This is a genomic window from Duganella sp. GW821-FHT07G03, assembly GCF_059418605.1.
The window spans coordinates 54,789-80,478 of record NZ_JBWKQE010000024.1 but is presented as its reverse complement, the minus strand read 5'-3'; the positions used below and the strand labels follow the sequence as shown (position 1 = coordinate 80,478).

The 25,690-nt window shown below is 59.7% G+C and carries 32 protein-coding genes and 1 pseudogene; 3 read left to right on the top strand and 30 right to left on the bottom strand.

Annotated elements, in window-relative coordinates; all coding sequences use genetic code 11:
• Positions 1-8: 8 nt before the first annotated feature.
• From rpsH to rplC, 15 genes are all read right to left on the bottom strand, one after another.
• Positions 9-404 carry a 30S ribosomal protein S8 gene (gene rpsH, locus AC07OK_RS25090; RefSeq protein WP_008444325.1) on the bottom strand — a complete coding sequence of 132 codons (396 nt, stop codon included), beginning with the start codon at positions 402-404 and terminating at the stop codon, positions 9-11.
• 14 nt (positions 405-418) lie between these two features.
• On the bottom strand, positions 419-724 hold the full coding sequence (rpsN, locus tag AC07OK_RS25085; RefSeq protein WP_008444324.1) for a 30S ribosomal protein S14: 306 nt from the start codon (positions 722-724) through the stop codon (positions 419-421).
• Between the two features lie 7 nt (positions 725-731).
• The gene (gene rplE, locus AC07OK_RS25080; RefSeq protein ID WP_008444321.1) at positions 732-1,271 is read right to left on the bottom strand and encodes a 50S ribosomal protein L5; all 540 of its coding nucleotides are present in this window, start codon (positions 1,269-1,271) and stop codon (positions 732-734) included.
• Positions 1,272-1,277: 6 nt separating this feature from the next.
• Positions 1,278-1,592: a 50S ribosomal protein L24 gene (rplX, locus tag AC07OK_RS25075; RefSeq protein WP_008444319.1), complete on the bottom strand. Its 315-nt coding sequence runs from the start codon at positions 1,590-1,592 to the stop codon at positions 1,278-1,280.
• A gap of 9 nt (positions 1,593-1,601) precedes the next feature.
• Positions 1,602-1,970 (bottom strand): 50S ribosomal protein L14, encoded by a 369-nt coding sequence (rplN, locus tag AC07OK_RS25070; protein WP_008444317.1) that lies wholly within the window; start codon positions 1,968-1,970, stop codon positions 1,602-1,604.
• 263 nt (positions 1,971-2,233) lie between these two features.
• Positions 2,234-2,503 (bottom strand): 30S ribosomal protein S17, encoded by a 270-nt coding sequence (gene rpsQ, locus AC07OK_RS25065; RefSeq protein WP_008444314.1) that lies wholly within the window; start codon positions 2,501-2,503, stop codon positions 2,234-2,236.
• On the bottom strand, positions 2,500-2,691 hold the full coding sequence (gene rpmC, locus AC07OK_RS25060) for a 50S ribosomal protein L29 (protein WP_020704377.1): 192 nt from the start codon (positions 2,689-2,691) through the stop codon (positions 2,500-2,502). The genes rpsQ and rpmC overlap by 4 nt, the downstream gene beginning before the upstream one ends.
• Before the next feature lie 12 nt (positions 2,692-2,703).
• The gene (gene rplP, locus AC07OK_RS25055) at positions 2,704-3,123 is read right to left on the bottom strand and encodes a 50S ribosomal protein L16 (RefSeq protein WP_020704376.1); all 420 of its coding nucleotides are present in this window, start codon (positions 3,121-3,123) and stop codon (positions 2,704-2,706) included.
• A gap of 2 nt (positions 3,124-3,125) precedes the next feature.
• A complete protein-coding gene (rpsC, locus tag AC07OK_RS25050; RefSeq protein ID WP_217943624.1) occupies positions 3,126-3,929 on the bottom strand; it encodes a 30S ribosomal protein S3 in 804 nt (267 codons plus the stop codon).
• A 10-nt stretch (positions 3,930-3,939) separates the two neighbouring features.
• Complete coding sequence (gene rplV / locus AC07OK_RS25045) at positions 3,940-4,272, bottom strand: 50S ribosomal protein L22 (RefSeq protein WP_173595008.1); 333 nt, start codon at positions 4,270-4,272, stop codon at positions 3,940-3,942.
• Positions 4,269-4,544, bottom strand: coding sequence for a 30S ribosomal protein S19 (rpsS, locus tag AC07OK_RS25040; RefSeq protein WP_008444295.1), 276 nt, complete (start codon positions 4,542-4,544; stop codon positions 4,269-4,271). The genes rplV and rpsS overlap by 4 nt, the downstream gene beginning before the upstream one ends.
• 10 nt (positions 4,545-4,554) lie before the next feature.
• Positions 4,555-5,382 (bottom strand): 50S ribosomal protein L2, encoded by an 828-nt coding sequence (rplB, locus tag AC07OK_RS25035; protein ID WP_020704372.1) that lies wholly within the window; start codon positions 5,380-5,382, stop codon positions 4,555-4,557.
• Positions 5,382-5,696, bottom strand: a complete 315-nt coding sequence (rplW, locus tag AC07OK_RS25030; protein ID WP_492929564.1) for a 50S ribosomal protein L23 — start codon at positions 5,694-5,696, stop codon at positions 5,382-5,384. Before rplW ends, rplB begins: the two co-directional genes overlap by 1 nt.
• Positions 5,693-6,313, bottom strand: a complete 621-nt coding sequence (gene rplD, locus AC07OK_RS25025; protein WP_026334873.1) for a 50S ribosomal protein L4 — start codon at positions 6,311-6,313, stop codon at positions 5,693-5,695. The genes rplW and rplD overlap by 4 nt, the downstream gene beginning before the upstream one ends.
• A 3-nt stretch (positions 6,314-6,316) precedes the next feature.
• Complete coding sequence (rplC, locus tag AC07OK_RS25020) at positions 6,317-6,973, bottom strand: 50S ribosomal protein L3 (protein ID WP_020704370.1); 657 nt, start codon at positions 6,971-6,973, stop codon at positions 6,317-6,319.
• Between the two features lie 327 nt (positions 6,974-7,300).
• Here rplC and AC07OK_RS25015 point away from each other — a divergent pair, with 327 nt between their 5' ends.
• Positions 7,301-7,591 carry a hypothetical protein gene (locus tag AC07OK_RS25015; RefSeq protein WP_494692826.1) on the top strand — a complete coding sequence of 97 codons (291 nt, stop codon included), beginning with the start codon at positions 7,301-7,303 and terminating at the stop codon, positions 7,589-7,591.
• Positions 7,592-7,608: 17 nt separating this feature from the next.
• Here AC07OK_RS25015 and AC07OK_RS25010 read toward each other — a convergent pair.
• The 7 genes and pseudogenes from AC07OK_RS25010 to rpsL form a co-directional block, all read right to left on the bottom strand.
• A pseudogene (locus tag AC07OK_RS25010) lies at positions 7,609-8,454 on the bottom strand (DUF817 domain-containing protein).
• Between the two features lie 124 nt (positions 8,455-8,578).
• Complete coding sequence (locus AC07OK_RS25005) at positions 8,579-11,329, bottom strand: TonB-dependent receptor plug domain-containing protein (protein WP_494692825.1); 2,751 nt, start codon at positions 11,327-11,329, stop codon at positions 8,579-8,581.
• Positions 11,330-11,675: 346 nt separating this feature from the next.
• Complete coding sequence (gene rpsJ / locus AC07OK_RS25000) at positions 11,676-11,993, bottom strand: 30S ribosomal protein S10 (RefSeq protein WP_005663509.1); 318 nt, start codon at positions 11,991-11,993, stop codon at positions 11,676-11,678.
• A 129-nt stretch (positions 11,994-12,122) separates the two neighbouring features.
• Positions 12,123-13,313: an elongation factor Tu gene (tuf, locus tag AC07OK_RS24995; protein WP_020704295.1), complete on the bottom strand. Its 1,191-nt coding sequence runs from the start codon at positions 13,311-13,313 to the stop codon at positions 12,123-12,125.
• A gap of 70 nt (positions 13,314-13,383) precedes the next feature.
• Positions 13,384-15,489, bottom strand: coding sequence for an elongation factor G (gene fusA, locus AC07OK_RS24990; protein ID WP_217943621.1), 2,106 nt, complete (start codon positions 15,487-15,489; stop codon positions 13,384-13,386).
• Between the two features lie 114 nt (positions 15,490-15,603).
• Positions 15,604-16,074 (bottom strand): 30S ribosomal protein S7, encoded by a 471-nt coding sequence (gene rpsG / locus AC07OK_RS24985; RefSeq protein WP_008444271.1) that lies wholly within the window; start codon positions 16,072-16,074, stop codon positions 15,604-15,606.
• Positions 16,075-16,235: 161 nt separating this feature from the next.
• Positions 16,236-16,619: a 30S ribosomal protein S12 gene (gene rpsL, locus AC07OK_RS24980; RefSeq protein ID WP_008444270.1), complete on the bottom strand. Its 384-nt coding sequence runs from the start codon at positions 16,617-16,619 to the stop codon at positions 16,236-16,238.
• 303 nt (positions 16,620-16,922) lie between these two features.
• On the opposite strand from rpsL, the gene AC07OK_RS24975 reads away from it, so the two are divergent.
• Both AC07OK_RS24975 and AC07OK_RS24970 read left to right on the top strand, forming a co-directional pair.
• Complete coding sequence (locus tag AC07OK_RS24975) at positions 16,923-18,905, top strand: phosphoethanolamine transferase (RefSeq protein ID WP_494692824.1); 1,983 nt, start codon at positions 16,923-16,925, stop codon at positions 18,903-18,905.
• A complete protein-coding gene (locus AC07OK_RS24970; protein ID WP_494692823.1) occupies positions 18,905-19,639 on the top strand; it encodes a carbon-nitrogen hydrolase family protein in 735 nt (244 codons plus the stop codon). The genes AC07OK_RS24975 and AC07OK_RS24970 overlap by 1 nt, the downstream gene beginning before the upstream one ends.
• Before the next feature lie 14 nt (positions 19,640-19,653).
• On the opposite strand, the gene AC07OK_RS24965 is transcribed toward AC07OK_RS24970, so the two are convergent.
• From AC07OK_RS24965 to AC07OK_RS24930, 8 genes are all read right to left on the bottom strand, one after another.
• Complete coding sequence (locus AC07OK_RS24965; RefSeq protein WP_494692822.1) at positions 19,654-20,043, bottom strand: hypothetical protein; 390 nt, start codon at positions 20,041-20,043, stop codon at positions 19,654-19,656.
• Positions 20,044-20,407: 364 nt separating this feature from the next.
• On the bottom strand, positions 20,408-20,872 hold the full coding sequence (locus AC07OK_RS24960; protein WP_494692821.1) for a DUF2269 family protein: 465 nt from the start codon (positions 20,870-20,872) through the stop codon (positions 20,408-20,410).
• Positions 20,872-22,137: an SDR family oxidoreductase gene (locus tag AC07OK_RS24955; protein ID WP_494692820.1), complete on the bottom strand. Its 1,266-nt coding sequence runs from the start codon at positions 22,135-22,137 to the stop codon at positions 20,872-20,874. The genes AC07OK_RS24960 and AC07OK_RS24955 overlap by 1 nt, the downstream gene beginning before the upstream one ends.
• A gap of 14 nt (positions 22,138-22,151) precedes the next feature.
• Entirely contained in the window at positions 22,152-23,600 is a 1,449-nt protein-coding gene (locus AC07OK_RS24950; protein WP_494692819.1) for a TIGR01777 family oxidoreductase, read from the bottom strand.
• On the bottom strand, positions 23,597-24,217 hold the full coding sequence (locus tag AC07OK_RS24945) for a DUF4166 domain-containing protein (RefSeq protein WP_494692818.1): 621 nt from the start codon (positions 24,215-24,217) through the stop codon (positions 23,597-23,599). Before AC07OK_RS24945 ends, AC07OK_RS24950 begins: the two co-directional genes overlap by 4 nt.
• Positions 24,214-24,666, bottom strand: a complete 453-nt coding sequence (locus AC07OK_RS24940) for a cell division protein (RefSeq protein WP_494692817.1) — start codon at positions 24,664-24,666, stop codon at positions 24,214-24,216. The genes AC07OK_RS24945 and AC07OK_RS24940 overlap by 4 nt, the downstream gene beginning before the upstream one ends.
• Positions 24,667-24,713: 47 nt before the next feature.
• Entirely contained in the window at positions 24,714-25,112 is a 399-nt protein-coding gene (locus tag AC07OK_RS24935; protein WP_494692816.1) for a thiol-disulfide oxidoreductase DCC family protein, read from the bottom strand.
• A 1-nt stretch (position 25,113) separates the two neighbouring features.
• On the bottom strand, positions 25,114-25,641 hold the full coding sequence (locus AC07OK_RS24930; RefSeq protein WP_494692815.1) for a GbsR/MarR family transcriptional regulator: 528 nt from the start codon (positions 25,639-25,641) through the stop codon (positions 25,114-25,116).
• Between the last annotated feature and the right edge of the window lie 49 nt (positions 25,642-25,690).

Below are 25,690 nucleotides of genomic sequence, written 5' to 3'. Positions count from 1 at the left end.
CTAACTCCTTATGCGACGTAGCAAATAACTTCGCCGCCGACACCGGTAGCGCGTGCTTTGCGGTCAGTCATGACGCCTTGCGGAGTCGACACGATCGCCACACCCAAGCCATTCATCACAGTAGGGATCTCGTCTTTGCCCTTGTAGACGCGCAGGCCCGGACGGGACACGCGCTCAAGGCGCTCAATGACGGGACGGCCAACATAATACTTCAAACCGATTTTCAGTTCCGCTTTGCCACCAGCTTCGGCTACGGCGAAATCTTCAATGTAACCCTCGTCCTTGAGGACGTTGGCAATCGCAATTTTAACTTTCGACGATGGCATGGCCACGGTCGTCTTTTGCACGCCTTGGGCGTTACGAATGCGGGTCAGCATATCGGCGATAGGATCGCTCATACTCATTGCATATTCTCCTATTACCAGCTTGCTTTAGTCATACCCGGGATCTCACCACGCATGGCGAATTCACGGAGCTTGATACGGCCCAGACCGAATTTACGGAAGGTGCCGCGTGGACGACCGGTGACGGCGCAGCGGTTACGCTGGCGGGTCGGAGCCGAGTTACGTGGCAGCGCTTGCAGTTTCAGGCGCGCTTCGTAACGTTCTTCTTCCGACTTCGACTGGTCATCAATGATGGCCTTCAGCGAAGCGCGCTTGGCAGCAAACTTGTTTGCCAGGTCGACGCGTTTCTGCTCACGGTTAATCAGTGCGAGTTTTGCCATGATCTTCTTAGTTCCTGAACGGGAATTTAAAGGCGGCGAGCAGAGCTTTCGCTTCGTCGTCGGTCTTGGCGGTGGTGGTGATCGAAATATTCATACCACGCAGCGCATCGATCTTGTCGTACTCGATTTCCGGGAAGATGATCTGCTCTTTGACACCGATGTTGTAGTTACCACGACCATCGAACGAGCGGCCATTGACACCACGGAAATCGCGCACGCGCGGCAGAGCCACGGTGATGAAGCGATCCAGGAACTCGTACATGCGAGCGCCGCGCAGGGTGACCATGGTACCGATCGGGTAGCCTTCACGGATTTTGAAACCCGCGATAGCTTTGCGCGACTTGGTGGTCACTGGCTTCTGGCCAGCAATCTTAGTCAGGTCGCCGACAGCGTGTTCGAGGACTTTCTTGTCCGCGATAGCCTCACCAACACCCATGTTCAGGGTGATCTTGGTCAGACGTGGAACTTCCATCACCGACTTGTAACCGAATTTCGCGGTCAGGTCAGCGACGACTTTTTCTTTATAGAATTCTTGGAGACGTGCCATGATTTCTTAAGCCTTCACTACTTCGCCGGACGATTTGAAGACGCGGACTTTTTTGCCATCCACTTCTTTGAAACCGACACGGTCTGCCTTGCCAGTCGCTGCATTGAACAATGCAACGTTGGACACGTGAATCGGCATAGTCTTATCGACGATACCACCTTGTACGCCAGTCATTGGGTTAGGCTTGGTCGCTTTTTTAGCGACGTTGACGCCTTCAACCACGACATGCTCAGCATCGATACGCTGCTGAACGACGCCACGTTTGCCCTTGTCTTTCCCGGTCAGAACGATGACTTCGTCGTTTTTACGAATCTTATCCATTACGACTCCTTACAGGACTTCCGGTGCCAGGGACACGATCTTCATGAACTTTTCAGTGCGCAGCTCGCGCGTCACTGGTCCAAAAATACGGGTACCGATCGGTTCCAGCTTGGCATTCAGCAGAACGGCAGCGTTGCCGTCGAACTTCACCAGGGAACCGTCTTGGCGGCGAACACCTTTAGCGGTGCGCACTACCACGGCGTTATAAATTTCACCTTTTTTGACACGGCCACGTGGCGCAGCAACCTTAACGGTTACCTTGATCACGTCGCCAATGCCAGCATAACGGCGCTTGGAGCCGCCCAATACCTTGATGCACATTACTTCTTTGGCACCGGTATTGTCAGCCACTTCGAGCCGGCTTTCAGTTTGAATCATAGTATTCTCTTTCCCAACTTAAGCCGAAGAATCCACACAATGCGGACCTGCGGTCAGTCTTGGTCCCGCCAGAGCGCTCATGAAGAGCCCACTGTTTGGGTGCTTGACCTTCGTCTTGCTACTGACCGCGCGGTTCAGCGTCTGTGGCCAGACACTTTGCGGCGTTACATGAACGAAGCCCGCAAGTATTACATACAACTCGCGGGCTTGCAAGAACTAATTGAAAATCGCCCCCGGCCCGAAAGCCGGAGGCGAACAATCAATTAAACGATTTGCGCGGCTTGCACCACGCGCGTCACGGTCCATGCCTTCGTTTTGGAGATCGGACGACCTTCCACGATTTCCACCGTGTCACCGGCTTTCACCTGGTTGGTCTCGTCGTGCGCGTGATACTTGTTCGAGCGCACGATGATCTTGCCGTACAAAGGATGCTTGACGTGACGTTCGATCAGAACGGTGACGGTTTTGTCCATCTTGTCGGACACCACTTTACCGATCAGGGTGCGCTTGAGCGACTTTACTGGTTCGGTCATTTGGCTTCCTTCGTGTTCATTACCGTTTTTACACGTGCGATATCGCGACGTACCTTCTTGAGCTGCGAAGTGTTGCTCAGCTGCTGCGTAGCGGTTTGCATACGCAGGCCGAACTGGGCCTTCAACAGGTCATTCAGCTCTTTTTGCAGAGCTGCCTGGTCTTTGCCGCGGAGTTCAGATGCTTTCATATTTCACTCCTGTTATTGGCCGACTTGACGGACCACGAAAGTGGTCGCCAGTGGCAGTTTGGCAGCGGCCAGGCGGAATGCTTCGCGCGCCAGTACTTCATCTACGCCGTCCATTTCGTACAGGACTTTGCCCGGACGGATTTCAGCGACGTAGTATTCCGGATTACCCTTACCGTTACCCATACGGACTTCGGCAGGCTTGTTCGAAATTGGCTTGTCCGGGAAGATACGAATCCAGATACGGCCACCACGTTTGATGTGACGGGTCATGGCGCGACGTGCGGCTTCGATCTGGCGTGCCGTGATACGACCACGGGCAACGGCTTTCAGACCGAACTCACCGAACGACACCGAAGTGCCGGTGCCATGCGAAATGCCGGTGTTGCGGCCTTTCTGCTCTTTACGATACTTCCTGCGTGCTGGTTGCAGCATGATTATTCTCCTGCTTTCTCGGCCGGCTTGGCGGCAGTGCGAACACGAGCGCCTGGAGCCGCTGGCTTGGCGCCGGCGCCTGCTGGACGCGGACGGCCAGCTGGTTTGCCGTCGTCACGACGTGGGCCACGTGGCTTCTTCTCGTCCGGCGGGGTATCGATGACTGGTGCATCGCCGTTCGGCGCGCGGTCACCCTTGTATACCCACACCTTGACACCGATGATGCCGTAGGTGGTCGAAGCTTCGCTGGTACCGTAGTCGATATCGGCGCGCAGGGTGTGCAGTGGCACACGGCCTTCGCGATACCACTCTTTACGAGCGATTTCGATACCGTTCAGACGGCCCGACGACATGATCTTGATGCCCAGGGCACCCAGACGCATGGCGTTTTGCATGGCGCGCTTCATGGCGCGACGGAACATGATGCGCTTTTCCAGCTGCTGAGCGATCGAATCGGCGATCAGTTGCGAGTCGATTTCCGGCTTGCGGATTTCTTCGATATTGACGTGCACTGGCACGCCCATGATCTTGGTCAGCGCGGCCTTCAGCACTTCGATGTCTTCGCCTTTTTTACCAATGACCACGCCCGGACGCGAGCTGTAGATCGTGAAGCGCGCGTTCTTGGCAGGACGCTCGATGACGATGCGGCCGACCGAAGCGTTCTTCAGCTTGGTTTTCAGGTAGGCGCGTGCCTTCAGATCTTCGTTCAGCATCGAAGCGAAGTTGCTGTTGCCCGCGTACCAACGCGAGGCCCAGTTACGGGTAACCGACAGGCGGAAGCCGGTTGGGTGAATTTTTTGACCCATTTTTAGCTCCTTAGTTGCCGACGGTCACGTAAATGTGACACGATTGTTTCGAGATGCGATCGCCCCGGCCCTTAGCGCGTGCAGTGAAGCGCTTCAGGATCGGGCCCTTTTCGACGTAAATGACTTTTACGAACAGTTCGTCGATGTCGGCGCCATCATTGTGCTCGGCGTTCGCGATGGCGGACTCCAGCACTTTCTTGATGATGGTCGCGCCCTTTTTTGGGCTGAATTGCAGAATGTTGAGTGCAGCGTCAACTTTCTTGCCGCGGATCTGGTCAGCCACGAGGCGACCTTTCTGATCCGACAAGCGCACACCCTTGAGGATAGCTTTGGTTTCCATTATTTCTTCGCCTTCTTGTCAGCGGCATGGCCCTTGAACGTGCGGGTCAGCGCGAATTCACCGAGCTTGTGACCAACCATGTTCTCGGAAACGTACACTGGCACGTGCAGCTTGCCATTGTGGACGGCGATCGTCAGGCCGATGAAGTCAGGCATGATGGTCGAACGACGGGACCAGGTTTTGATTGGCTTTTTGTCTTTGGCAGCTTGCGCGGCTTCGACTTTTTTCACCAGGTGGGCGTCACAGAACGGCCCTTTTTTCAATGAACGAGTCATGTGCTACCCCTTATTTCTTGCCGCGGCGCGAGACGATCATGGAAGAAGTACGCTTGTTGCTGCGGGTCTTCTTACCCTTAGTCTGTTGGCCCCAAGGCGACACTGGATGACGACCAGCTGCAGTTTTACCTTCACCACCACCGTGCGGGTGATCGACCGGGTTCATGACCACACCGCGAACGGTAGGACGAACACCGCGCCAGCGCATCGCGCCGGCCTTACCGATTTTACGCAGGCTGTGTTCGGCGTTGCCGACTTCACCCACGGTTGCACGGCACTCGATGTGCACGCGACGTACTTCACCCGAGCGCAGGCGAACCTGGGCGTAGGTGCCGTCACGGGCCATCAGGACCACGCCGGCGCCGGCGGAACGGGCCATTTGGGCACCCTTACCTGGCAGCATTTCGACGCAGTGCATGACGGTACCGACCGGAATGTTGCGGATCGGCAGGCAGTTGCCCGACTTGATCGGCGCTTCCGAACCATTCATCACTGCATCGCCAACGGACATGCCCTTGGTTGCGATGATGTACTGGCGTTCGCCGTCGGCGTAGCACAGCAGGGCGATATTCGCGGTGCGGTTTGGATCGTATTCGATCCGTTCCACTTTCGCTGGAATGCCATCCTTCTGACGCTTGAAGTCGATCAGGCGATAGTGCTGCTTGTGACCACCGCCGATGTGACGGGTGGTGATGTGGCCGTTGTTGTTACGACCAGCAGTTTTCGATTTTTTCTCAACCAGGGCTGCGAACGGACGACCTTTGTACAGGTCCGGGTTCACAACCTTCACCATGCCGCGACGGCCTGGGGAGGTTGGCTTCATCTTAACGAGTGCCATTATTTAGCCTCCTCGGAGAAATTGATTTCCTGGCCAGGCTTCAGGCACACGAAAGCGCGCTTGGTATGGTTGCGGCGGCCGGAGTGAGCACCGGAACGCTTCTGCTTACCTTCGCGGTTGACGGTCTGCACCGATTCCACTTCCACTTTGAACAGCAGTTCAACAGCGGCTTTGATTTCTGGCTTGGTCGCGTCGGTGGTTACACGGAACACGATCTGTTCGTTCTTTTCCGCGACCATGGTGGCCTTCTCGGAAATGACCGGAGCCAGCAGCACCTTCATCAGGCGCTCTTCGCTAAATTTCAATGCGCTCATGCCAGCATCTCCTCAATCTTAGCCAGTGCAGCTTTGGTGACCAGGATCTTCTTGTAGAACACCAGGGACATTGGATCTGCGTGACGTGGTTCAACAACCAGTACGTTAGGCAGGTTACGCGATGCCAGTTCCAGGTTTTCGTTGGCGACGTCGGTGATGATCAGTACCGAGTCAAAGCCCATGCCGGTCAGCTTTTGCGACAGCAGCTTGGTCTTTGGCGCTTCGATCGTCAGGTCTTCGATGATCGTCAGGCGATCTTCGCGAGCCAGCTGGGACAGGATCGAGCAGATACCTGCGCGATACATCTTCTTGTTCACTTTGTGGGTGAAGTTCTCGTCAGGCGAGTTCGGGAAGATGCGACCACCGCCGCGCCACAGTGGCGACGACGACATACCAGCACGAGCACGGCCGGTACCTTTTTGGCGCCATGGCTTCTTGGTCGTGTGGTGGACTTCTTCACGGTCTTTTTGTTTACGGTTGCCGCTGCGAGCATTGGCTTGGTAAGCAACGACGACTTGGTGGATCAGGGCTTCGTTGTAGTCACGGCCGAAAATGGTGTCGGCGGCAGCTACGTTAGAGGCGGCTTGACCTTGAGCGTTCAAGAGCTTGAGTTCCATCGTTTAAGCTCCCTTCTTTGCTTTAACTTTGACAGCAGGCGATACAACCACCTGGCCATTTTTCGCGCCTGGGATCGCGCCTTTGACCAGCAGCAGCTGACGGTCGGCATCGATACGGGCGATTTCGAGGTTCTGCACAGTGCGGGTGACGTCACCGAGGTGACCGGTCATGCGCTTACCAGGGAACACGCGGCCTGGATCTTGCGCCATACCGATGGAACCTGGAACATTGTGCGAACGGGAGTTACCGTGGGTAGCACGGCCCGAAGCAAAGTGGTGACGCTTGATGGTACCGGCGTAGCCTTTACCGATCGTGACACCTTGAACGTCGATCTTCTGACCGACTTCGAACAGGGAAGCGGCAACAACGTCGCCAGCTTTCAGTTCGGCAGCTTTGGCTGCGTCAACGCGGAACTCTTTCAACAGAGTACCAGCTTCGACACCGGCTTTAGCGTGGTGACCAGCAACAGCCTTCGTTACGCGGGAAGCGCGACGTTGACCGAATGCGACCTGAACCGCGGTATAACCGTCGGTTTCAGGAGTTTTGATTTGCGCAACACGGTTGTTCGATACGTCCAACACGGTGACTGGGATCGAATCCCCGTCATCGGTGAAGATGCGCATCATACCAACCTTGCGACCGAGAAGGCCAAGGCTCATTTTTTCTCCAATTCCCACCTACGATTGGGCGGGGATATGTTGAACTACTAAAATTAGTACGGACCAATAAAAAGACGTATCCATACCGAAGCCGGCTAGTGTAGCGCGAAAAGACCCTTGACGCAACAACTTAATACGGGGTATGTCGGGTTTCCGCGGCGTTATCCGCGCACTCCCACGATGCCCCCGCAGAACAAGGCGCCATGCCGATCGCGGCGGAGTCGGCCAAGACGAAGATGCGCGTAAATCTTGTCACTACGCAAGGCACATATGGACGTTTCGGACGAAGCTTCACAGCAACTCCAGCCCGTTTGAGCGGACGTCATCATGCACAGACTCATGCCTGAATTTTCACCTCCGCTAATCGCCAGCCTAGGATTTTTCCTTCTCGCCCTAATCATCGGACGAGATTACTCATGTCATGGCGGACTGGAACTTTATGTTATCGCCGGCTTGATAGGCTTGGCATTCTTGCTGGGCGCGCCGTTCTTCAAATCACGACAGCGCGCCTTCGTTGCTCAATTCGGATTGAGCATTGCGTACGCGGCAATCGGTGCGTTCGCCTGGGGCGGATCTTTCTTTATCGGCAACATGAATTTCATGTGCCGGCTTTTTTGATTTGGCCGGCGCGCGCTTCAGCATTCGGGGACGTGGATGCTGGCCTTGATGTGCTTCAGATGGGCGACGATGGTGAAAGTCATCACCACCAGCAGCGACCACGAGCTCCACTTGCTGACATGCACCGCGGACCAGGCGCCCAGCTGGTTGGGATAGCGCCACACGCCCCAGAACGTGCTGATATTCTCGGCCAGCCAGATGAAAAAGCCGATCAACACGAAGGCCAGCAGCATCGGCATGCAGCGGTCGCGGTCCAGTGGCCGGAACACCACCGTGGTGCGGGCGTACAGACCCAGCGCGCAGGCCGCCAGATACCAGCGGTAGTCGCCGATGTAATGGTGGGTGAAGAAGTTCACGTAGATCAGCACGGCGATCAGCACCGCCATCCAGTACGGCGGATGATGTCGGATGCGCAAGTCGAACAGGCGCCAGGCCTGGATGATGTAGCTGCCCACCGCCGCGTACATAAAGCCCGAGAACAGTGGCACGCCCCACAGTTTGGTGTAGGCGAAGTCCGGTTAGCTCCACGACTGGATCGCCCCCGACACCTTGAACACCTCCAGCCCGAAGCCGACCACATGGAACAGGCTGACCGCCTTCAGCTCGTCCCACGTCTCCAGCCCCGCCCACACCATGCCCAGCTGGATCGCCAACGCAACGAGCAGCAGCACATCGTAGCGCGGCAGGCCCAGCACGCCGGCGCGCGGCACAAGCAGCACTGCACCGAAGAACAGCGCGACGAACAGGCAGGCCCTCGCCTCCTTCAGGCCGAAGTACAGGAATTCGGCCACGAAGCGCGCCCAGCCGCGCAGGCCTGGACGGACGAAGTAGTCAAGCAGGTGGTGGTCCAGCGCAGCAAGCATGGTCGTTCCGGTTGGGTATTTGGCAAGCGACTCTAGCGTCAAGGCGCGGCGCTGTCCAGCCGTGACAGGCGAAAAAAAACCGGGCAGCAAGTGCCCGGTTTTTCAGACTTCCGGTTCTAAGCGATCAGAACGAGTAGGAAGCGCTTGCGGCGAAGGTGCGGAACTGCGGCGTGGTGAACGTAGCACGGTAGTTCACTTGTGCGTCCTTGTTCAACAGGTTGTTGATGTACAAGGCCAGTTTCACGTTCTTGATGCCGGAGTACGACAGGTTGTAGTCCAGCGTGGTGAGGCTGCGCACGCGCTCGCATGCAGGCATGTTGGCGGCGCTGACACCAGCATCCACACAGTAGTTCACGTTGTCATCGCTGTTCAGGCTGTAGCCGCCGTTGTAGTTGACGGTGGCGCCATGGTCGAACTCGCCAACTTTCAACGAAGCACGCAGCTTGGTGTTCAGGCGCGCCTGGGCGTCGTAGTTGCCGGCCGAGTTCATGCCGTAGGCGTTGTCAGCTACCGCGAAGACCTGGTAGTTCAGTGCGTAGTTACCTTCCAGTTTCAGACGCAGATCGCCCACGTTCGGGATCTTGACGCGGCCAGCGATGTCGAAGTCGACGCCCGATGCCCTAGTCTTGCCACTGTTGACGTATGGGTTGTAGATCAGGCCCAGCTTGCCGATGTTCTGGAAGTTGACGGTGGTGCCTGGCGCGTATTTCTTGACCAGGGTCAGGAACTCGTTGTCAGTCGCGGTGCTGTCCACGCGCACCAGCTGGCCGGCCGGCAGCGTGGCCTCGCTTTTCAGCACGTCGCCAATGTCACGTGTGCCGATTTCGTCCTTGCGCTCGATATTGTAGTAGTCGAGTGCCAGGGTCCAGTTCTTGACCGGCTCAAACACCAGGCCCAGCGTATACGAACGCGAGGTTTCCGGCTTCAGGTCAGGATTCGACTTGGTAAAGCTCGGCACCGAACCCTTGCAGTCGCTGAGCAGGAAGGTGTTGGCCAAGGCCTTGTCGGTGGTGGTCGCGGTCGACGCATTCTGAACCAGCTTGTTCAACTCCGTGGCGATCGGGCAGCGACGCAGGTCGTTGATCGGGGTGCTGATCGCACTACGGCCCAGGCCGTTACCGGCTTCGACGATGTTCGGCGCACGGAAACCGCCCGAAGCCGTACCGCGCAGCAGCAGCGTTTCGGTGGCATTGAATTTCAGGCCGACCTTAGGCGAAACGTGCGCTTCGGTGCCGCTGGTCTTGTCGGCGCGCAGGGCGGCGCTCAGCTCCAGCTTCTTGACGACTGGAACGGTCGCTTCGGTGAAGAGCGCGTAGTGGCTGACGGCGTCTTTGACCTGCAGGCCGAAGATACCAACCAGGTCGCCGCGCAGGACGTTGTCCGAGCTCGACATTTCATACGATTCGCGACGCAGGTCGGTACCCACGGCAACGCTCAGCGGACCAGCTGGCAGTTGGGCAACCGCGCCGGACACGGTAGCGTCGAAGAACGAGATCTTCGATTTACCTTTGGTGGTACGGACCGGGAACATCGATTCCAGCAGGGCTGTATCGTTTTTCTGGCCGAACTTGTAGGTGTTGTTGACGATCGCGTCGGTGTAGCCCTTCATGCTGGTCGCGCGGGTGGATTTGGTGGCCGACGAGGTCATGTAGCCGGCCGCCGATTTCCAGTCGTAGTCGCCGACGGTGCCGTTCAGGGCCAGCATGGCGCGGCTCTGGTCGGACTCGGTGCGATTGAAGTTGAAGCCGTCGCCGGTGTCCATCAGACGCGCGCGCAGTTCAATGGCCTGCGACGTGCTATTGCCGTTGTTACCAACTGGCAGCTTCGGATAGAAGAACGGGCCGATCATCTTGCCGTCGATCGCGTTGTACCAGGTGTTGGGCGAGGTGGTCGAGAAGGTGGCCAGCGGTGCGACGATGTATTCGTTGGTCGCGCCAGCGGTGCTGAATTCAAAATTGGCGTCGATGTTGGCGCCGATCTTGAAGTGGGTGTTGCTCATCGCCGCATAACGCTTGTTGTTGGTCACCAGGCCGGTGTATGGCAGCAGGTCAAATTTGCACAGCTTGTCGGCCGGGTCGATCTGGTCGGCGGGGCAGCCAGGCAAAGCGACGATCTTGGCGCTGTTGTAGAAGTAGTTGCCGGTCGGCGAATAGGTGTTCTTGGCATCCCAGGTCGAGTGGCCAGGGGTCTTGCGGTACCAGTCAGGGTACTTGCCGCGCATGTCGCCGATGCTGTAGCCATCGCGCTTGTAGCCTTCGAAGGTGATGTAGGTGTTGAAGCCTTGCTTGTCGATATCGCCGTAACCGTAGATCGCCGAGACGCTGCGGTTGCGGTTGTCCTGGAAGCCGTCGGCGGTCTCGTAGTTGACCGTGATCTTGCCGCCCTCGTAGTCCTTGCGCAGGATGATGTTGATCACGCCGGCGATCGCGTCCGAACCGTAGATGGCCGAAGCGCCATCTTTCAGGATCTCGATGCGCTCGACCGCGTCGGTCGGGATCGCGTCCAGGTTGGTGAAGTTTTCCTGCGCGCCGTCAGCCAGGCCGTAAGGGGCGATGCGGCGGCCGTTGACCAGGATCAGGGTGGCGACTTTTCCCAGGTTGCGCATTTCGATGCCGGACGCGCCGGTGGCGAAGCCGGTCGAACCCTGCGTTGCCGAATTAAGGTTGACGGAGGTGGCGCTCGACGAACGCAGCAGGCCCAGGATGGTGTGCTGGCCGGTACGTTCGATGTCGTCGCGGGTCAGGACCTGGACCGAGGCGGCAGCCTCGTTGTCGGTACGCTTGATGCTGGAACCGGTGATTTCGACGCGTTGGAGTTTAGGTTCGGTGTCAGCGGCTTGCTGAGCGATGGCGTGCTGCGAGAAAGCGACGGTCAATGCGATAGCGATCGCACTTTTTTTTAAAAAGTGGTTTTTTCAAGAACTGCTCCCAGATGTGGTTATTTAATCTGCGCGTTCGCTATCGCTCACCTGGGTAAGATGAACCTAGCTTTTCACGTCTGTCGCAAATTTTGCACACATTTGGTGCATGCAACAAGGGATACAGTACGTTACATTACAATTTAGTTAGTTTATTAATGTGTTTGTTGTTTTTTGGAACAACTGCTTTTGAAATAGCGGTGCAAACGACAATAGGGCCGGGCGTGTTCGCGTTGGCGAACAGGCCCGGCCCCATCATCAGCTGGCGGCGGAACAAGCGCTCCGCCGGCCGGCTTAACAGCGATTACTGCAGTTTGATTTCGACGTCAACACCAGCTGGCAGGTCCAGCTTCATCAGTGCGTCAACGGTCTTGTCGGTTGGGTCGACGATGTCCATCAGGCGCTGGTGGGTACGGATCTCGAACTGGTCGCGCGAGGTCTTGTTGACGTGTGGCGAACGCAGAACGTCGAAACGCTGGATGCGGGTTGGCAGTGGGACTGGACCCTTGACAACGGCGCCGGTGCGCTTAGCGGTGTCAACGATTTCCAGTGCGGACTGGTCGATCAGCTTGTAGTCGAAAGCTTTCAGGCGGATACGGATTTTCTGGTTTGGTGCGGACATGATATTTCCTCGAAAGAGCGAACTGACAACTATGTAGCGTCAGCAATGTTTAAAAGAACGAGTATTACTGTAACTGGGTCGACATGGTATCACACCATGCCGACCCAGTTTCATCTCAGCGCTTAAAAATTAAGCGATGATTTTAGCAACAACGCCAGCGCCGACGGTACGGCCGCCTTCGCGGATAGCGAAGCGCAGACCTTCTTCCATCGCGATCGGGTTGATCAGCTTGACGGTGATCGACACGTTATCGCCTGGCATAACCATTTCTTTGTCCGCTGGCAGTTCGATCGAACCGGTCACGTCAGTCGTACGGAAGTAGAACTGTGGACGATAGTTGTTGAAGAACGGAGTATGACGGCCGCCTTCGTCTTTCGACAGAACATAGATCTCGCCGGTGAAGTGGTTGTGCGGCTTGATCGAGCCTGGCTTGGCCAGAACCTGACCACGCTGTACGTCTTCACGCTTGGTGCCGCGCAGCAGCAGACCGACGTTGTCGCCAGCCATGCCCTGGTCCAGCAGCTTGCGGAACATTTCCACGCCGGTGCAGATGGTCTTGACGGTGTCGGTGATACCGACGATTTCGATCTCTTCGCCGACTTTGATGATGCCGCGCTCGATACGACCGGTAACTACGGTACCGCGACCCGAGATCGAGAACACGTCTTCCACTGGCATCAGGAAGGCGCCGTCCACTGCGCGCTCTGGCGTAGGGATGTAGCTGTCCAGTGCGTCGGCCAGGGCCATGATGGCTACTTCGCCCAGAGGACCGGTGTCGCCGTCCAGCGCTTTACGTGCCGAACCTTTGATGATAGGCAGGTCATCGCCTGGGAATTCGTACTTCGACAACAACTCGCGAACTTCCATTTCAACCAGTTCCAGCAGCTCTTCGTCGTCAACCAGATCGCACTTGTTCAGGAACACGACGATGTATGGAACGCCAACTTGACGGGCCAGCAGGATGTGCTCGCGGGTCTGTGGCATTGGGCCGTCGGCTGCGGAGCAAACCAGGATCGCGCCGTCCATCTGCGCTGCGCCGGTAATCATGTTTTTGATGTAGTCGGCGTGGCCTGGGCAGTCAACGTGAGCGTAGTGACGGGTAGCGGTTTCGTACTCGACGTGCGCGGTGTTGATGGTGATGCCGCGTGCTTTTTCTTCTGGTGCTGCATCGATCTGGTCGTAGGCTTTAGCTTCGCCGCCGAATTTCTTCGACAGAACGGTAGCGATTGCTGCGGTCAGGGTGGTCTTGCCGTGGTCGACGTGGCCGATGGTGCCGACGTTGACGTGCGGCTTGGTCCGTTCGAATTTCTCTTTTGCCATTTTATTCTTCCTTAGAACAATGTTTTAAATATGCGCCCGGAGGATCTCCCCGGGCGCAAAACAATACAAATTACTTAGCTTTAGCGGTAACGATCGCGTCGATAACGTGCTTAGGCGCTTCCGAGTAGTGCTTGAATTCCATCGTGTAGGTAGCGCGACCTTGCGTTGCGGAACGCAGGGTGGTCGAGTAACCGAACATTTCCGACAGAGGCACTTCAGCTTTGATGATCTTGCCACCGCCGCCTGGGATCTCGTCCATGCCCTGCACCATACCGCGGCGGGACGACAGATCGCCCATCACGGTACCGGCGTAGTCTTCCGGCGTTTCCACTTCCACAGCCATCATTGGCTCCAGAATGACTGGCGACGCTTTGCGGCAGCCTTCTTTGAACGCCATCGAAGCGGCCATCTGGAACGCGTTTTCGTTCGAGTCCACATCGTGGTACGAACCGAAGAACAGCGTGACCTTGACGTCGACCACTGGGTAGCCAGCCAGAACACCGGTGTTCAGGGTGCCGCGCACGCCTTTTTCCACCGCAGGGATGTATTCGCGAGGAACGGTACCGCCCTTGATCGCGTCAACGAATTCGAAGCCCTTGCCTGGTTCTTGCGGTTCGATCTTCAGAACCACGTGACCGTATTGACCACGACCACCCGATTGCTTGACGAACTTGCCTTCGGATTCTTCGCACACCTTGCGGATCGTTTCGCGGTAGGCAACCTGTGGCTTGCCGACGGTCGCTTCCACGCCGAATTCGCGCTTCATACGGTCAACGATAATTTCCAGGTGCAGCTCGCCCATACCACCGATGATGGTCTGGCCCGACTCTTCGTCGGTCTTGACGCGGAACGAAGGATCTTCCTGAGCCAGACGGTTCAGTGCCAGACCCATTTTTTCCTGGTCAGCCTTGGTCTTTGGTTCCACAGCCTGTTGAATCACCGGCTCAGGGAAGACCATGCGCTCCAGTACGATGATCGCGGTCGGATCGCACAGGGTTTCGCCGGTGGTCACGTCTTTCAGACCCACTGCGGCGGCGATGTCGCCGGCGCGCACTTCTTTGATCTCTTCGCGCTGGTTAGCGTGCATCTGCAGAATACGACCCAGACGCTCTTTACGGCCTTTGACCGAGTTGTACACGGTGTCGCCCGAATTGATGGCGCCCGAGTACACGCGGAAGAAGGCCAGCTGGCCGACGAACGGGTCGGTCATGATCTTGAATGCCAGCGCCGAGAACTTCTCTTCGTCCGAAGCTTTACGGGTGGTTGGCTGTTCGTCCTCGTCGGTACCGCCGACGTCGTCGATGTCCAGTGGCGACGGCAGGTATTCGATGACCGCGTCCAGCATGGCCTGTACGCCCTTGTTCTTGAAGGCGGTACCGCACATCATAGGAACGATTTCGGAAGCGATGGTGCGTTCGCGCAGCGCTTTCTTGATCTCGGCTTCCGACAGGTCGCCTTCTTCCAGGTACTTGTTCATCAGTTCTTCGGACGCTTCAGCAGCGACTTCCACCATCTTCTCGCGCCACTCGGCGGCCGACTCGGCCAGCTCTGCAGGGATCTCGACGTAGTCGAACTTCATGCCCTGGGACGCTTCGTCCCACAGGATGGCTTTCATCTTGACCAGATCGATCACGCCCTTGAAGTTTTCTTCAGCGCCGATCGGGATCTGGATCAGGACCGGGTTCGCCTTCAGGCGAGCGCGCATCTGCTCGTAGACCTTGAAGAAGTTGGCGCCGGTACGGTCCATCTTGTTGACGAAGGCCAGACGTGGCACTTTGTACTTGTTAGCCTGACGCCATACGGTTTCCGACTGTGGCTGAACACCGCCCACTGCGCAGTAAACCATGCAAGCACCGTCGAGCACGCGCATCGAACGTTCAACTTCAATGGTGAAGTCAACGTGGCCTGGCGTGTCGATGATGTTGATGTGGTGCTCAGGGAAGTTGTTAGCCATACCCTTCCAGAAGCAGGTCGTCGCTGCCGAGGTAATGGTAATACCGCGCTCTTGTTCCTGTTCCATCCAGTCCATGGTGGCGGCGCCATCGTGAACTTCACCGATCTTGTGATTCACGCCCGTGTAGAACAGGACGCGTTCGGTGGTGGTGGTCTTACCTGCATCGATGTGAGCGGAGATACCGATATTGCGGTAGCGCTCGATGGGGGTCTTGCGGGCCATAATTATTCCTAAATCTTTGAATGGACAAAACCGAGCGCCATTTTTGCTGACAAAAATGAGCCCGGCCTCGAACAACAGATAACAGCCAGACCACGCAGGATCCGGCCGATTTGATTAGAAGCGGAAGTGCGAGAACGCCTTGTTCGCTTCAGCCATGCGGTGAACTTCGTCACGCTTCTTCATTGCACCGCCGCGGCCTTCAGCCGCTTCCATCAGCTCACCGCCGAGGCGTTGTGGCATGGATTTTTCGCTGCGCTTGTTCGCAGCTTCACGCAGCCAGCGCATGGACAGAGCCATACGACGCACTGGGCGCACTTCAACCGGCACCTGGTAGTTTGCACCACCGACGCGACGGGATTTAACTTCAACCAGTGGCTTGGCGTTGTTGATCGCGGTAGCGAACACTTCCAACGGATCCTTGCCCGACTTGGCTGCGATGTGCTCGAAGGCACCGTAGATGATGTTTTCTGCGACCGATTTTTTACCGGACAGCATCAGAACGTTCACGAACTTGGCGACATCCGTGTTGCCGAATTTTGGATCCGGCAGAATCTCGCGCTTGGGTACTTCACGACGACGTGGCATATCAATTCCTTTCAATCTTCAGTTGAGGTGCGCAGATATGGGATTCGCACTCTCGCGGAGGGCCATCATAGCCGACCACTTACTCGACCAATTGCGGTCGATTACATTCACTTAGTTAGCTGCCACTGAGCGAAAACTTTTAAAGCTATTGCAAACTGCGATTACTTCTTGGCTTGCTTGGCACGCTTGGTACCGTATTTCGAGCGAGCTTGCTTACGGTCTTTAACGCCCTGGGTATCCAGTGCACCGCGAACCATGTGGTAACGCACACCTGGCAAATCCTTTACACGACCGCCGCGCAGCAGGACAACGCTGTGCTCTTGCAGGTTGTGGCCTTCACCGCCGATGTACGAAATGACTTCGAAACCGTTGGTCAGACGAACTTTGGCTACTTTACGCAGCGCCGAGTTAGGCTTTTTAGGAGTGGTGGTGTACACACGGGTGCAAACACCGCGCTTTTGCGGGCTGTTTTCCAGCGCCGGCGATTTGCTTTTCACGGTCAGAGCGACGCGTGGATTGCGAATCAGTTGATTGATGGTTGGCATCGTTATAAACCCAACAAAATTACAACATTAATAACCCGGACGACTGTCCGGCGACTAAAACCTAGTCTCGATCTACAGGAACAACGGAGGCGCGAATAGCCACTCGCGAGGAGCGGCCTGAAACAGCGTATACGATGTGCAGAATAAATTGAGAACTCGCGAGTATAGACGTGGTCGGGACACCAGTCAATCTATTTCGCGGCGGAATGCGGCCGCGGCGGGCACGCAAACACTAGCTGAAAGGTCAGGAAACACTTGATAATAGCAGACAATCTCCAACCTTCCCTGTCTATGCGATCTTTGTTGCGCCCCGCTCCCCTGTTCGTGCTGTTTAGCTACCTGCTGCTGTCGCTGGTGCCCTGCGTGCCCATCCTGCTGGGACGGCAAGTGCCGGAGCTGACGCACATCCTGCTGGTCGAGCTGCTGGCCTGGGTCGCGGTGTGGGGCGTGTTGCAGCGCCCGGCCTGGTTCCACTGGCTGCTGCTGCCGGCCTTCCTGGCGCTGCCGACCGAGCTGTACCTGTTCATCTACTACGGCCAGGGCATCTCCACCCACCACCTGGGCATCATCGCCGAGACCAGCCCCAGGGAGGCGCTGGAATTCCTCGGCCGCAAAGTGTGGCTGATGGGCGCGGTGATGCTGGCGGCAATCGCATGGTGGATCGCGGTGCAGCTGGCCGCCCGCCGCAGCCCGCAGCTGGCCTGGCGCGGCAAATCCCGTTGGAGCGCGCTGCTTATATTAGCGGCGCTGTCCGCGCTGTGGGTCTACGGCTGGGAATTCGGCATCCGCGCCAGGCCGGCGCAGAAGGCCTCGGCCTCGGCCTCTGCATCGGCGGCGGCCAGCATCAAGCCGGCCAGCGCCAGGCCGGCCGGGTCGGCGCTGGGCTCGGCCATCGGCTCGGCGCTCAGTTCCGCGCTCAGCCATGTCGGCATCACCGCTTCGGTCGGTGCCAGCGACGCCGCCTCCGAGGAGGAGGAAGAGGAAGAAGACGCCGAAGAGGACAGCTCGCCCGAGCACGCCGCCGTCGCCGGCGCCGGCCGCAGCGGCTGGCAACTGGCGCAGCTGCCGTGGTGGATGCGCTCGCCGCTGGGCTTCGACAACTTCGCCTCGTCGTGGCCGTTCGGCCTGACCGCGCGCGGCGTCGATTTCGTCAAGGAGCGCGAATACCTGGCCGACCTGGGCCAGCGCAGCAGCAGCTTCAGCTTCAAGGCGCACCAGCCGGAGAAGAACGACACACCGGAAATCGTCATCATGGTGATCGGCGAATCGTCGCGCTACGACCGCTGGGGCATCAACGGCTACGCGCGCGACACCACCCCGCTGCTCAAGCAGGAAGCCAACCTGGTCACGCTGCCGGACGTCATCACGGCGGTGTCGGCCACGCGGCTGTCGGTGCCGGTGATCATTTCGCGCAAGCCGGCGATGCAAAGCCTGAAGGACGGCTTCTCGGAAAAATCCTTCCTGACCGCATATAAGGAAGCCGGCTTCAAGACCTGGTGGCTGTCCAACCAGATCTCGTTCGGCCAGTTCGACACGCCGGTGTCAGTGTTCGCCAAGGAGGCGAACGTGATCCAGTTCATGAACCTGGGCGGCTTCACCAACAACTCCAACTTCGACCAAATCCTGCTGGAGCCCTTGCAGCACGCGATCGCCGACCCGGCGCCGAAAAAGCTGATCGTGCTGCACACGCTGGGCAATCACTGGAACTACAGCCAGCGCTATCCGAAGGAATTCGACAAATGGCAGCCCTCGCTGTTCGGCGTCGACAAGCCGGTCTACACCGACACCAAGATCAAGCCGCAGCTCAACAACAGCTACGACAATTCCATCTTGTACACCGACTGGTTCCTGTCGCAGGTGATCCATCAGCTGAAGGATACGCAGCAGCTCGGCTCCATGGTCTACGTGGCCGACCACGGCCAGACGCTGTACGACAACAGCTGCAACCTCGCCTTCCATGGCCACAACACGCAGTTTGAATTCCACGTGCCGGCGCTGGTGTGGTACTCGGACGAATACAAGGCGCGCTATCCGGACAAGGTGAAGCAGCTGGTGCGCCACCGCAAGGCGCGGCTGGCGACGGAAAACATCTTCCACACGCTGCTGGACCTGGGCGACATCGAGTACGACGACGAGCGACTGGAGTGGAGCTTCATCAACAAGCAGTTCAAGCAGCACAAGCGCTACGTCGACAGCTACGGCTGGAGCAACTACGACAACGCCAGCTTCAAGGGCGACTGCCGCGAAGTGATCGACAAGGGCAAGCCGCTGAAACAGGAGAAGTAATGGGCATCTGCATCGCCGCCGCGCAATCGCCGTCCATCGCCGGCGACATCGAGGCCAACGTCGCCATCCATTTGCGTTTCATCGAAGCGGCCCATGCCGAGGGCGTGGAGCTGCTGCTGTTTCCCGAACTGTCGCTGTGCGGCTATGAGCTGCCGCTGCTGCGCGACTGCCTGCTGACGCCGGATGACGTCCGTCTGGCGCCGCTGCGCAATGCGGCGACCGCCACCGGCATGCGTATCATCGCCGGCGCGCCACTAGCCGACGACAGCGACGCCCTGCCCTGCATCGCCGCGTTCAGCTTCCTGCCCGACGGCACGACCACGGTCTACCGCAAGCAGTACCTGCATCCGGGCGAGGAACTGTACGCTCGGCCCGGTCCGATGGGCGCGCATTGCCAGCAGCTGAACGGGCAGCGCTACGCCCAGGCGATCTGCGCCGACGCCACGCATTACCAGCACGCGGCGGCCGACGGTGCGGCTATCTATCTGGCGGGGGTGCTGATTTCCGAAGCGGGTTACGCCAACGACGCCGCCAAACTGCAGCGCTACGCCAACGACTTCGGCATGGGCGTGCTGATGGCCAATCACGCCGCGCCGTCGGGCGGCTACGCGGCGGCCGGTCGCAGCGCCTGGTGGTCGCCGGACGGCACACTAAAGGAGGAAGTGTCCGGTCCCGGCAATGCCCTGCTGATCGTCGAGCGAGACGGCAACGTGCGGGTCGCGCCGATTCCCTGAGGCTAGCAGTCGCATCATGGCGCCCTCTCGATCTCTGGCATGACGGCGCACAGGCCTGTCTCCAGAGCAGTACCGGGCACGCTGGAACTGACCGCCCTGCCATCGCGGGACAGGCTGTGCACGCTGGACCTGCCGCTGTCCTCATAAGCGATCACGCCGTCGAAGCCGTCCGTGGCCTCGTCGCCAAACGGTTTCTTCAATATCCGGCGCAGCGCGGCGATGGCTTTTTTGTCTTCCCGCACCAATGCGGCCCGCGCCAGTTCCGGCGTAATTTCCGGCGGCTTCGCGCGCATGAACATCAGCGCGCCATAGTCCCAGCAATTGCGCTTGGCGGTACCGCTGTTGATGAACTTCTTGACACGATCATCGACCGCCTGCGGATGTTCCGACAGGTTAGCGTGCACACCACGATGCAAAGCAAGGACAGAGGGTTAGCCAGGACTGGCGAACACCAGCGGCAGGAGCGCTCCGTTCGCCACCATGCGGTTCGGCCGGAACATTTCAGGGTTCGCCCTGTCGAGATCTCTCACGAAGCAGCCATTGGCGTCAGCGTCCCCGGGCGATTCGAGCTCGCCAAGAATCTTTTTCTCAACATTGAACTTCACGTCGGGAGGATATGGAGAGTCTGGTTCATGGGAGCGACGCTGATGAGGAAATCCAACATGGAGGCGGGATTATTTATTTGCCATGCTTCGGCCCGCACTACACCTCAGATGTTCACTTCAAGCAAGAGTGATTCAATTGAATCGGGGGGCTCCCGCAGCACCATCAGGCTGGCTTGTGCACCATCAGCCAGTAGACCACCAGCAAACCGGCGAAGGCCGGAAAGCCCAACGCGGTCCAGATTTTCTCGTAGCGCCAGTAGCGCGCCGGCAGCGCTTCGCCGCTTTGGGCGGCGGCCACCGCCATGTCGCGCATGCGCAGTTGCAGCCAGACTACCGGCAGCCAGCAGGCGCCAGCCAAGGCGTACAGCGCGATCGACCAGACGATCCATGTCGAAGTGAACGGAAAGCCTGCCAGATGGATCATCCACAACCCCGACAACGGCTGGATGATGACGGCCGGCGTGGTGAACCACCAATCGGCTCTGGCCACCAGCTTCGTCACCACCGCCATGGCCTGCACGTTGCCGCTACGGTTAACAAAAAACATGTAGAACGCCGTGCCGAAGCCGGTACCGAACATCAGCGTGGCCGACAGGATGTGTAACCATTTGATCGCAAGGTAGTCCATTATTTGCTCACTCTCCACATCAGGAACATCAACGCCAGCAAGGGTAGGTTCTTGCTCAAGGGGCCGAACGGATGCAGCCAGAACAGCGGCAGGCAAACGCTCATGACGACGGTATAGCCGCCGGCCAGCGCCAGCTGCGCCGCCCACAGCCAGCGGCGTGGGCGCAGCAACAGCAGGACGCCTATGCTCGCGTCCATGGCGCTGGCCGCCAGCAGCATCGGCCCCTGCAAGCCGGTCGGCACGCCGCAGGCCGCCAGCCACGCCAGGCTATCTGCGTGCGGCCAGCCGAACCAGGAGACCCATGCGGTGATCAACCACAGCAGGGCAACCATCATCGTCACCAGCGGTTCCGCCCATGACCATGCGGCAGCGATGCGCAGCGCAGGCCGAGTGTAGCGCGCCGGATCGCGCAGCGGACGCCCTAGCAGCTCGCCGACGGGACCGGCATTCGCGGTGTTGCTGCCGTCGGCGCTTTGCTCCAGCATCCGCAGCGATTCCGGCGTCAACGCGCTCGATGGCATCAGCGCCGCCAGCCGCGCAACCAGGCGCGCTACCGACATCGGCAAATCCAGCACCAGCGACGGCGACGCCTGCATGCCGCTGCGCAGCGCGCCGAGATAGCCAGCCATCGTCATCACGCGCGGACCAACCACCGCCAATTCGCGCGGCGCGTCCCTCTCCGTCACCACCAGCTTGACCACCACCGCTGCCAGGTCATCGACGTGGATAGGCTGTACCTTGGCCGCATGCGCCATTGGCAGCGTCAGCACCGGCAGAGTCGCCAGCATGCGGAACAGGATGCTACTGGCGCCATCCTCGCCATACACCAGCGACGGCCGAATGATGGTGGCGCTGAGCGCACGCGCCAGCAGATCGGCGTCCGCCGCCCCCTTGCTGCGCCAGTATCCGGTCGTCGCTTCAGGATGGCTGCCGAGCGCCGACAGCTGCACCACGCGTCGCACACCGCTCCGCTCGCAGGCCGCGAACAAGGCCACCGGCGCGGCGCGGTGCAGGCGATCGAAATCGCCGTCACGCACTTCGCGGATGATGCCGACGCAGTTGACCACAGCGTCCACACCGGCCAGCAGCGGCAACCAGTCGCCTTCATTGCTCATGCGGCCAAAGTCCATCTCGATCCAGTCTTCGGGGCGTTCATCGGCCGGGCGACGGCGGCTGGCGCCGACCACGGTGCAGCCGGCGGTGCGCAAGGCCCGCAGCGCATGGCTGCCGATCAGTCCTGTCGCGCCAAGTATCAGTACTCGCATGTCTTCTCCATCGCTTACACAAGGCTGCGCAGCGCGCCTTCCAGCTGCGGATGGCGGAACGCATAGCCGCTCTCCAGCAGCCGCGCGGGAGCAACCCGCTGGCCTTCCAGCACCAAGTCCGCCTGCTCGCCCAGCATCAGCCGCATCGGCCAGCCCGGCGTGGGGAAGCCGAAGGGGCGCCGCAGCACGCCCGCCGCCACGCGGCTGAACCGCGCCTGCGTCAGGCTTTCCGGCGCCGTGAAGTTGTAGACGCCCGCCTCACCCAAACGGCACAGGTGCGCAATGCCGCCGATCACGTCGTCCACATGGATCCACGACAGCCATTGCGCGCCGCCGCCCAACGGCCCGCCCAAGCCCAGCTTGATGGGCAACAGCATCATCGGCAGCGCGCCTTGCGTGCCCAGCACCAGTCCGAAACGCGTGCACGCCACGCGCGCCCCGTGGGCCGCCGCGCCTTGCGCCGCCTGCTCCCATTCGCGGCACAGGTCGGACATGAACATGGCCTGCGGGCCGTCGCTCTCGGTCAGCACGGCGTCGTCGCCCCGGCGCTGTACGCCGTAGTAGCCGATCGCGGAAGCCGACACCAGCATGGCCGGCTTGTGCTCGGCCTTGGCGATCCACGCCACCAGTTTGTTGGTCAGCTCAACGCGGCTCTTGCGCAGCGCGGCTTGCCGTGCCGCCGTCCAGCGCCAGCCCAGGATGCGCGCCCCCGCCAGATTGATCACGACATCGATGCGGCGCGACGGTGGCAATTGCGTCATGCTGTCCACGCAATCGACACAGCCGTCGAACAGCCACGCGGCCTGGCGCACCTGCCGGGTCAGCACCGTCACGCGCTGCCCGTCGCGCAGCAGCGCGCGCACCAGACGCTGGCCGATAAAGCCGGTGGCGCCGGTCACCAGGAAGCTGCGCCCCGGCGGGCCGAAACGCAACTCGGTGGCGGCGCCGTCGCGCAGCGCCAGCTTGCCGATCGCCCTGGAGGCCAACGCATCCCGCACGCCGGACAGGCCGACACCCACGCCGCACAACGCCAGGAACACGCTCAGCGCGCCTTGCGGTTGCCAGGCCAGCGCGGTCGGCATGGCCAGCCACTGCGGCGTGTTCAGCGCCAGCAGCGCAATGAAGGCGCCGCCGTTCATCGCCAGCACGGTGTGGGTCACGCGCTCGGTCGCCGGCAGCAGACGGGTACGATCCTCGACCACGAAGTCCCACAGGGTCAGCACGATCTCAACCGAGAACACCACCAGCAGCACCCAGGCCCACGCGCCGTGGAACGCCCAGCCGGCCAGGCCGACGAACAAGGCGCTGTAGATCATTGCCCGCACCGCGTGGATCGCCAGTTCGCGCCGCGCGCTGGCGCGGCCGGGCAACGCTTCGGTCAGCTCGTGGTGGTACAGCGTGTCGAACGCCCCCAGACAGCCCTGGAAGGCCATCAGCTGCAAGGCCAGCAGATGGGTATTCATGCCGCCACCTCGCGGAACACGCCGGCCTGCGTGAAGGTGGTGCCGAACAGCGCGTGCCGGATCTCGATGCGGATGTCGAACTGGTTGGCGCTGTGATTGCGGTGGCACAGGAAGGTCTTGCCGGGCGTGAGCAGGCCCGGCAGCGGAATGCGCACGCCCAGCACCTGCCAGAAATAGCCGTCGCTCTCAAAGTGCAGATTGCCGTCGCGGACGTCCAGCACCAGCTTCATGCCCAGCCCCATGCCGACATACTCCAGCACTTCGCCTTTGCTGCTCTCGGCCATGAACGAGGTGAACATGACCGGCTTGCGGCCGTTGAGCCGGTAGATGCGCTGCTTGAAGATCGATGCGCAGTCGGGCTTGGAATAGACCTGGATATCGACCGGAAAATCGGCGTCGTTGTAAGGCATCAGCGCGCCCCGGATCATCGGCATGGTCAGGTAGCCCAATAGCCGACCGATCCGCGAGCAGGTCAGCTCCGACAGGCTGCCGCTGTAGTGCAGCGGTTTGCCCGGCAACGGATTCTTGTCGAAGCGGGCCTGGATGTCGGGATGCAGCCGGCGCCACTCCGGCCCCATGATCTTCTTGAACAGCTCACCTTCGGAGGGGATCATCATGACGTTGCCTTTCTATGTTCGAATGCCAGGTCGAGCTTGCACAGCCACAGCAGCGGCGGCAGCATGACCGCCAGCGCCAGCGTATCGATCCACAGGTTGATCCAGCAATGCGCGCGCGCCGAGATCAGCATGTCCTGCGGCGCCCACACCAGCACGCCGAGGATCAGCATGGCCCAGGCGAAGGCATTGCGTTGCTTGTCGCCGATGACGGCCAGGCCGGCCATCCAGATCGCCGCCGCCTGCACCGTCGGGCCGAACAGCGAGAGCCACCACACATGCAGCGCCTTACCGGCGGCTGGCGTATCCATGCCGAAGAAAAAGGCCTCGATGCCGCGACGATAGCCCTCCGAGATGGCGGCCCCCGCGCACAGCGGCAACAGCACGCCGACCACTAGGTGCGTCGCCACCGTCAAGTAAATCCACCGCACCAGCCAGGTTCTCGCCACCATGATTTTGTCCGTAATTTCTGTAAAAACAGAAATATAAAGTGAAATGTTTAGCGCAATGGATGCTTGTAGGCGCACACGCCATCGGCACAACCGGGCCGGCCCAGCCAGCCGGAGATGCGATAGCGGTTGCGGGCCAGGCCCCGATACAGCGCGGCGAACGCCGGCCGCAGCAGCCGCACGCGCAACGGCGCCACCATCCAGCCGCGCCCCACCAGCCTGTAGGCGGCCAGCAGGCTGTCGATGCCGACCAGCAGACGGCCCTCAACGGTCCGCGCATGCATCTCCGTGCCCAGCGCCCGCAGGCTTGCGCCCGGCGGCGGCACAAAGCCCGGCGCGGCGATATCGGCAAAGTCCAGGCGGTTCGCATGATCCCAGCCGCGCAGGCGCGCCATCTCGGCGCGGCAAATGCCGCATTGGCCGTCGTAGTACAGCGTCAGCTTGTCCATGTCAGTCCCCGCCCAGCAGGCGCGCCACCTTGCCGCCCATCTTCAGGAAGCGTTGCATGGTGGCGGGCGGCAGGTGTTTGTAGTCGCCGTAGGTGGTGGTCAGCATTTCCAGGAAGTCCAGCACCTGGTCCATCTTGACCTTGGTGGCCGCCTCCAGCGCCGGATCATTCTCGGCCTCCAGCGCGCATTCGCGCAGCACCGTCAGCGTGGGATCGATCTCGCGCTTCTTGCGTTCCTCGACGATGACGCGGAAGATTTCCCACACATCCTGCAGGGCGACGAAATGGTCGCGGCGATCGCCGGCCATGTGGGTGATGCGCACCAGCCCCCAGCCCTGCAATTCCTTCAGGCTGTTGCTGACGTTGGAACGCGCCACGCCCAGCGTGTCGGCGATCTCCTCGGCCGGCAGCGGGCGGTTGACGAGGAACAGCAATGCATGGATCTGCGCCACCGTGCGGTTGACGCCCCAGCGCGTGCCCATCTCCCCCCAGTGCAGGATGTATTTCTGGATGGTCGGCGCGAGCGTCATGGCAATCCTTAATTTCTGTCATTACAGAAATCATAGAACTGCAATCCGC

What these genes read in the sequence shown, in the direction of transcription:
- rpsH (WP_008444325.1), bottom strand. Translation starts at nt 404, where the DNA reads ATGAGTATGAGCGATCCTATCGCCGATATGCTGACCCGCATTCGTAAC.
- rpsN (WP_008444324.1), bottom strand. Translation starts at nt 724, where the DNA reads ATGGCAAAACTCGCACTGATTAACCGTGAGCAGAAACGCGTCGACCTG.
- rplE (WP_008444321.1), bottom strand. Translation starts at nt 1,271, where the DNA reads ATGGCACGTCTCCAAGAATTCTATAAAGAAAAAGTCGTCGCTGACCTG.
- rplX (WP_008444319.1), bottom strand. Translation starts at nt 1,592, where the DNA reads ATGGATAAGATTCGTAAAAACGACGAAGTCATCGTTCTGACCGGGAAA.
- rplN (WP_008444317.1), bottom strand. Translation starts at nt 1,970, where the DNA reads ATGATTCAAACTGAAAGCCGGCTCGAAGTGGCTGACAATACCGGTGCC.
- rpsQ (WP_008444314.1), bottom strand. Translation starts at nt 2,503, where the DNA reads ATGACCGAACCAGTAAAGTCGCTCAAGCGCACCCTGATCGGTAAAGTG.
- rpmC (WP_020704377.1), bottom strand. Translation starts at nt 2,691, where the DNA reads ATGAAAGCATCTGAACTCCGCGGCAAAGACCAGGCAGCTCTGCAAAAA.
- rplP (WP_020704376.1), bottom strand. Translation starts at nt 3,123, where the DNA reads ATGCTGCAACCAGCACGCAGGAAGTATCGTAAAGAGCAGAAAGGCCGC.
- rpsC (WP_217943624.1), bottom strand. Translation starts at nt 3,929, where the DNA reads ATGGGTCAAAAAATTCACCCAACCGGCTTCCGCCTGTCGGTTACCCGT.
- rpsS (WP_008444295.1), bottom strand. Translation starts at nt 4,544, where the DNA reads ATGACTCGTTCATTGAAAAAAGGGCCGTTCTGTGACGCCCACCTGGTG.
- rplB (WP_020704372.1), bottom strand. Translation starts at nt 5,382, where the DNA reads ATGGCACTCGTTAAGATGAAGCCAACCTCCCCAGGCCGTCGCGGCATG.
- rplW (WP_492929564.1), bottom strand. Translation starts at nt 5,696, where the DNA reads ATGAGCGCATTGAAATTTAGCGAAGAGCGCCTGATGAAGGTGCTGCTG.
- rplD (WP_026334873.1), bottom strand. Translation starts at nt 6,313, where the DNA reads ATGGAACTCAAGCTCTTGAACGCTCAAGGTCAAGCCGCCTCTAACGTA.
- rplC (WP_020704370.1), bottom strand. Translation starts at nt 6,973, where the DNA reads ATGAGCCTTGGCCTTCTCGGTCGCAAGGTTGGTATGATGCGCATCTTC.
- AC07OK_RS25015 (WP_494692826.1), top strand. Translation starts at nt 7,301, where the DNA reads ATGCACAGACTCATGCCTGAATTTTCACCTCCGCTAATCGCCAGCCTA.
- rpsJ (WP_005663509.1), bottom strand. Translation starts at nt 11,993, where the DNA reads ATGTCCGCACCAAACCAGAAAATCCGTATCCGCCTGAAAGCTTTCGAC.
- tuf (WP_020704295.1), bottom strand. Translation starts at nt 13,313, where the DNA reads ATGGCAAAAGAGAAATTCGAACGGACCAAGCCGCACGTCAACGTCGGC.
- fusA (WP_217943621.1), bottom strand. Translation starts at nt 15,489, where the DNA reads ATGGCCCGCAAGACCCCCATCGAGCGCTACCGCAATATCGGTATCTCC.
- rpsG (WP_008444271.1), bottom strand. Translation starts at nt 16,074, where the DNA reads ATGCCACGTCGTCGTGAAGTACCCAAGCGCGAGATTCTGCCGGATCCA.
- rpsL (WP_008444270.1), bottom strand. Translation starts at nt 16,619, where the DNA reads ATGCCAACCATCAATCAACTGATTCGCAATCCACGCGTCGCTCTGACC.
- AC07OK_RS24970 (WP_494692823.1), top strand. Translation starts at nt 18,905, where the DNA reads ATGGGCATCTGCATCGCCGCCGCGCAATCGCCGTCCATCGCCGGCGAC.
- AC07OK_RS24960 (WP_494692821.1), bottom strand. Translation starts at nt 20,872, where the DNA reads ATGGACTACCTTGCGATCAAATGGTTACACATCCTGTCGGCCACGCTG.
- AC07OK_RS24955 (WP_494692820.1), bottom strand. Translation starts at nt 22,137, where the DNA reads ATGCGAGTACTGATACTTGGCGCGACAGGACTGATCGGCAGCCATGCG.
- AC07OK_RS24950 (WP_494692819.1), bottom strand. Translation starts at nt 23,600, where the DNA reads ATGAATACCCATCTGCTGGCCTTGCAGCTGATGGCCTTCCAGGGCTGT.
- AC07OK_RS24945 (WP_494692818.1), bottom strand. Translation starts at nt 24,217, where the DNA reads ATGATGATCCCCTCCGAAGGTGAGCTGTTCAAGAAGATCATGGGGCCG.
- AC07OK_RS24940 (WP_494692817.1), bottom strand. Translation starts at nt 24,666, where the DNA reads ATGGTGGCGAGAACCTGGCTGGTGCGGTGGATTTACTTGACGGTGGCG.
- AC07OK_RS24935 (WP_494692816.1), bottom strand. Translation starts at nt 25,112, where the DNA reads ATGGACAAGCTGACGCTGTACTACGACGGCCAATGCGGCATTTGCCGC.
- AC07OK_RS24930 (WP_494692815.1), bottom strand. Translation starts at nt 25,641, where the DNA reads ATGACGCTCGCGCCGACCATCCAGAAATACATCCTGCACTGGGGGGAG.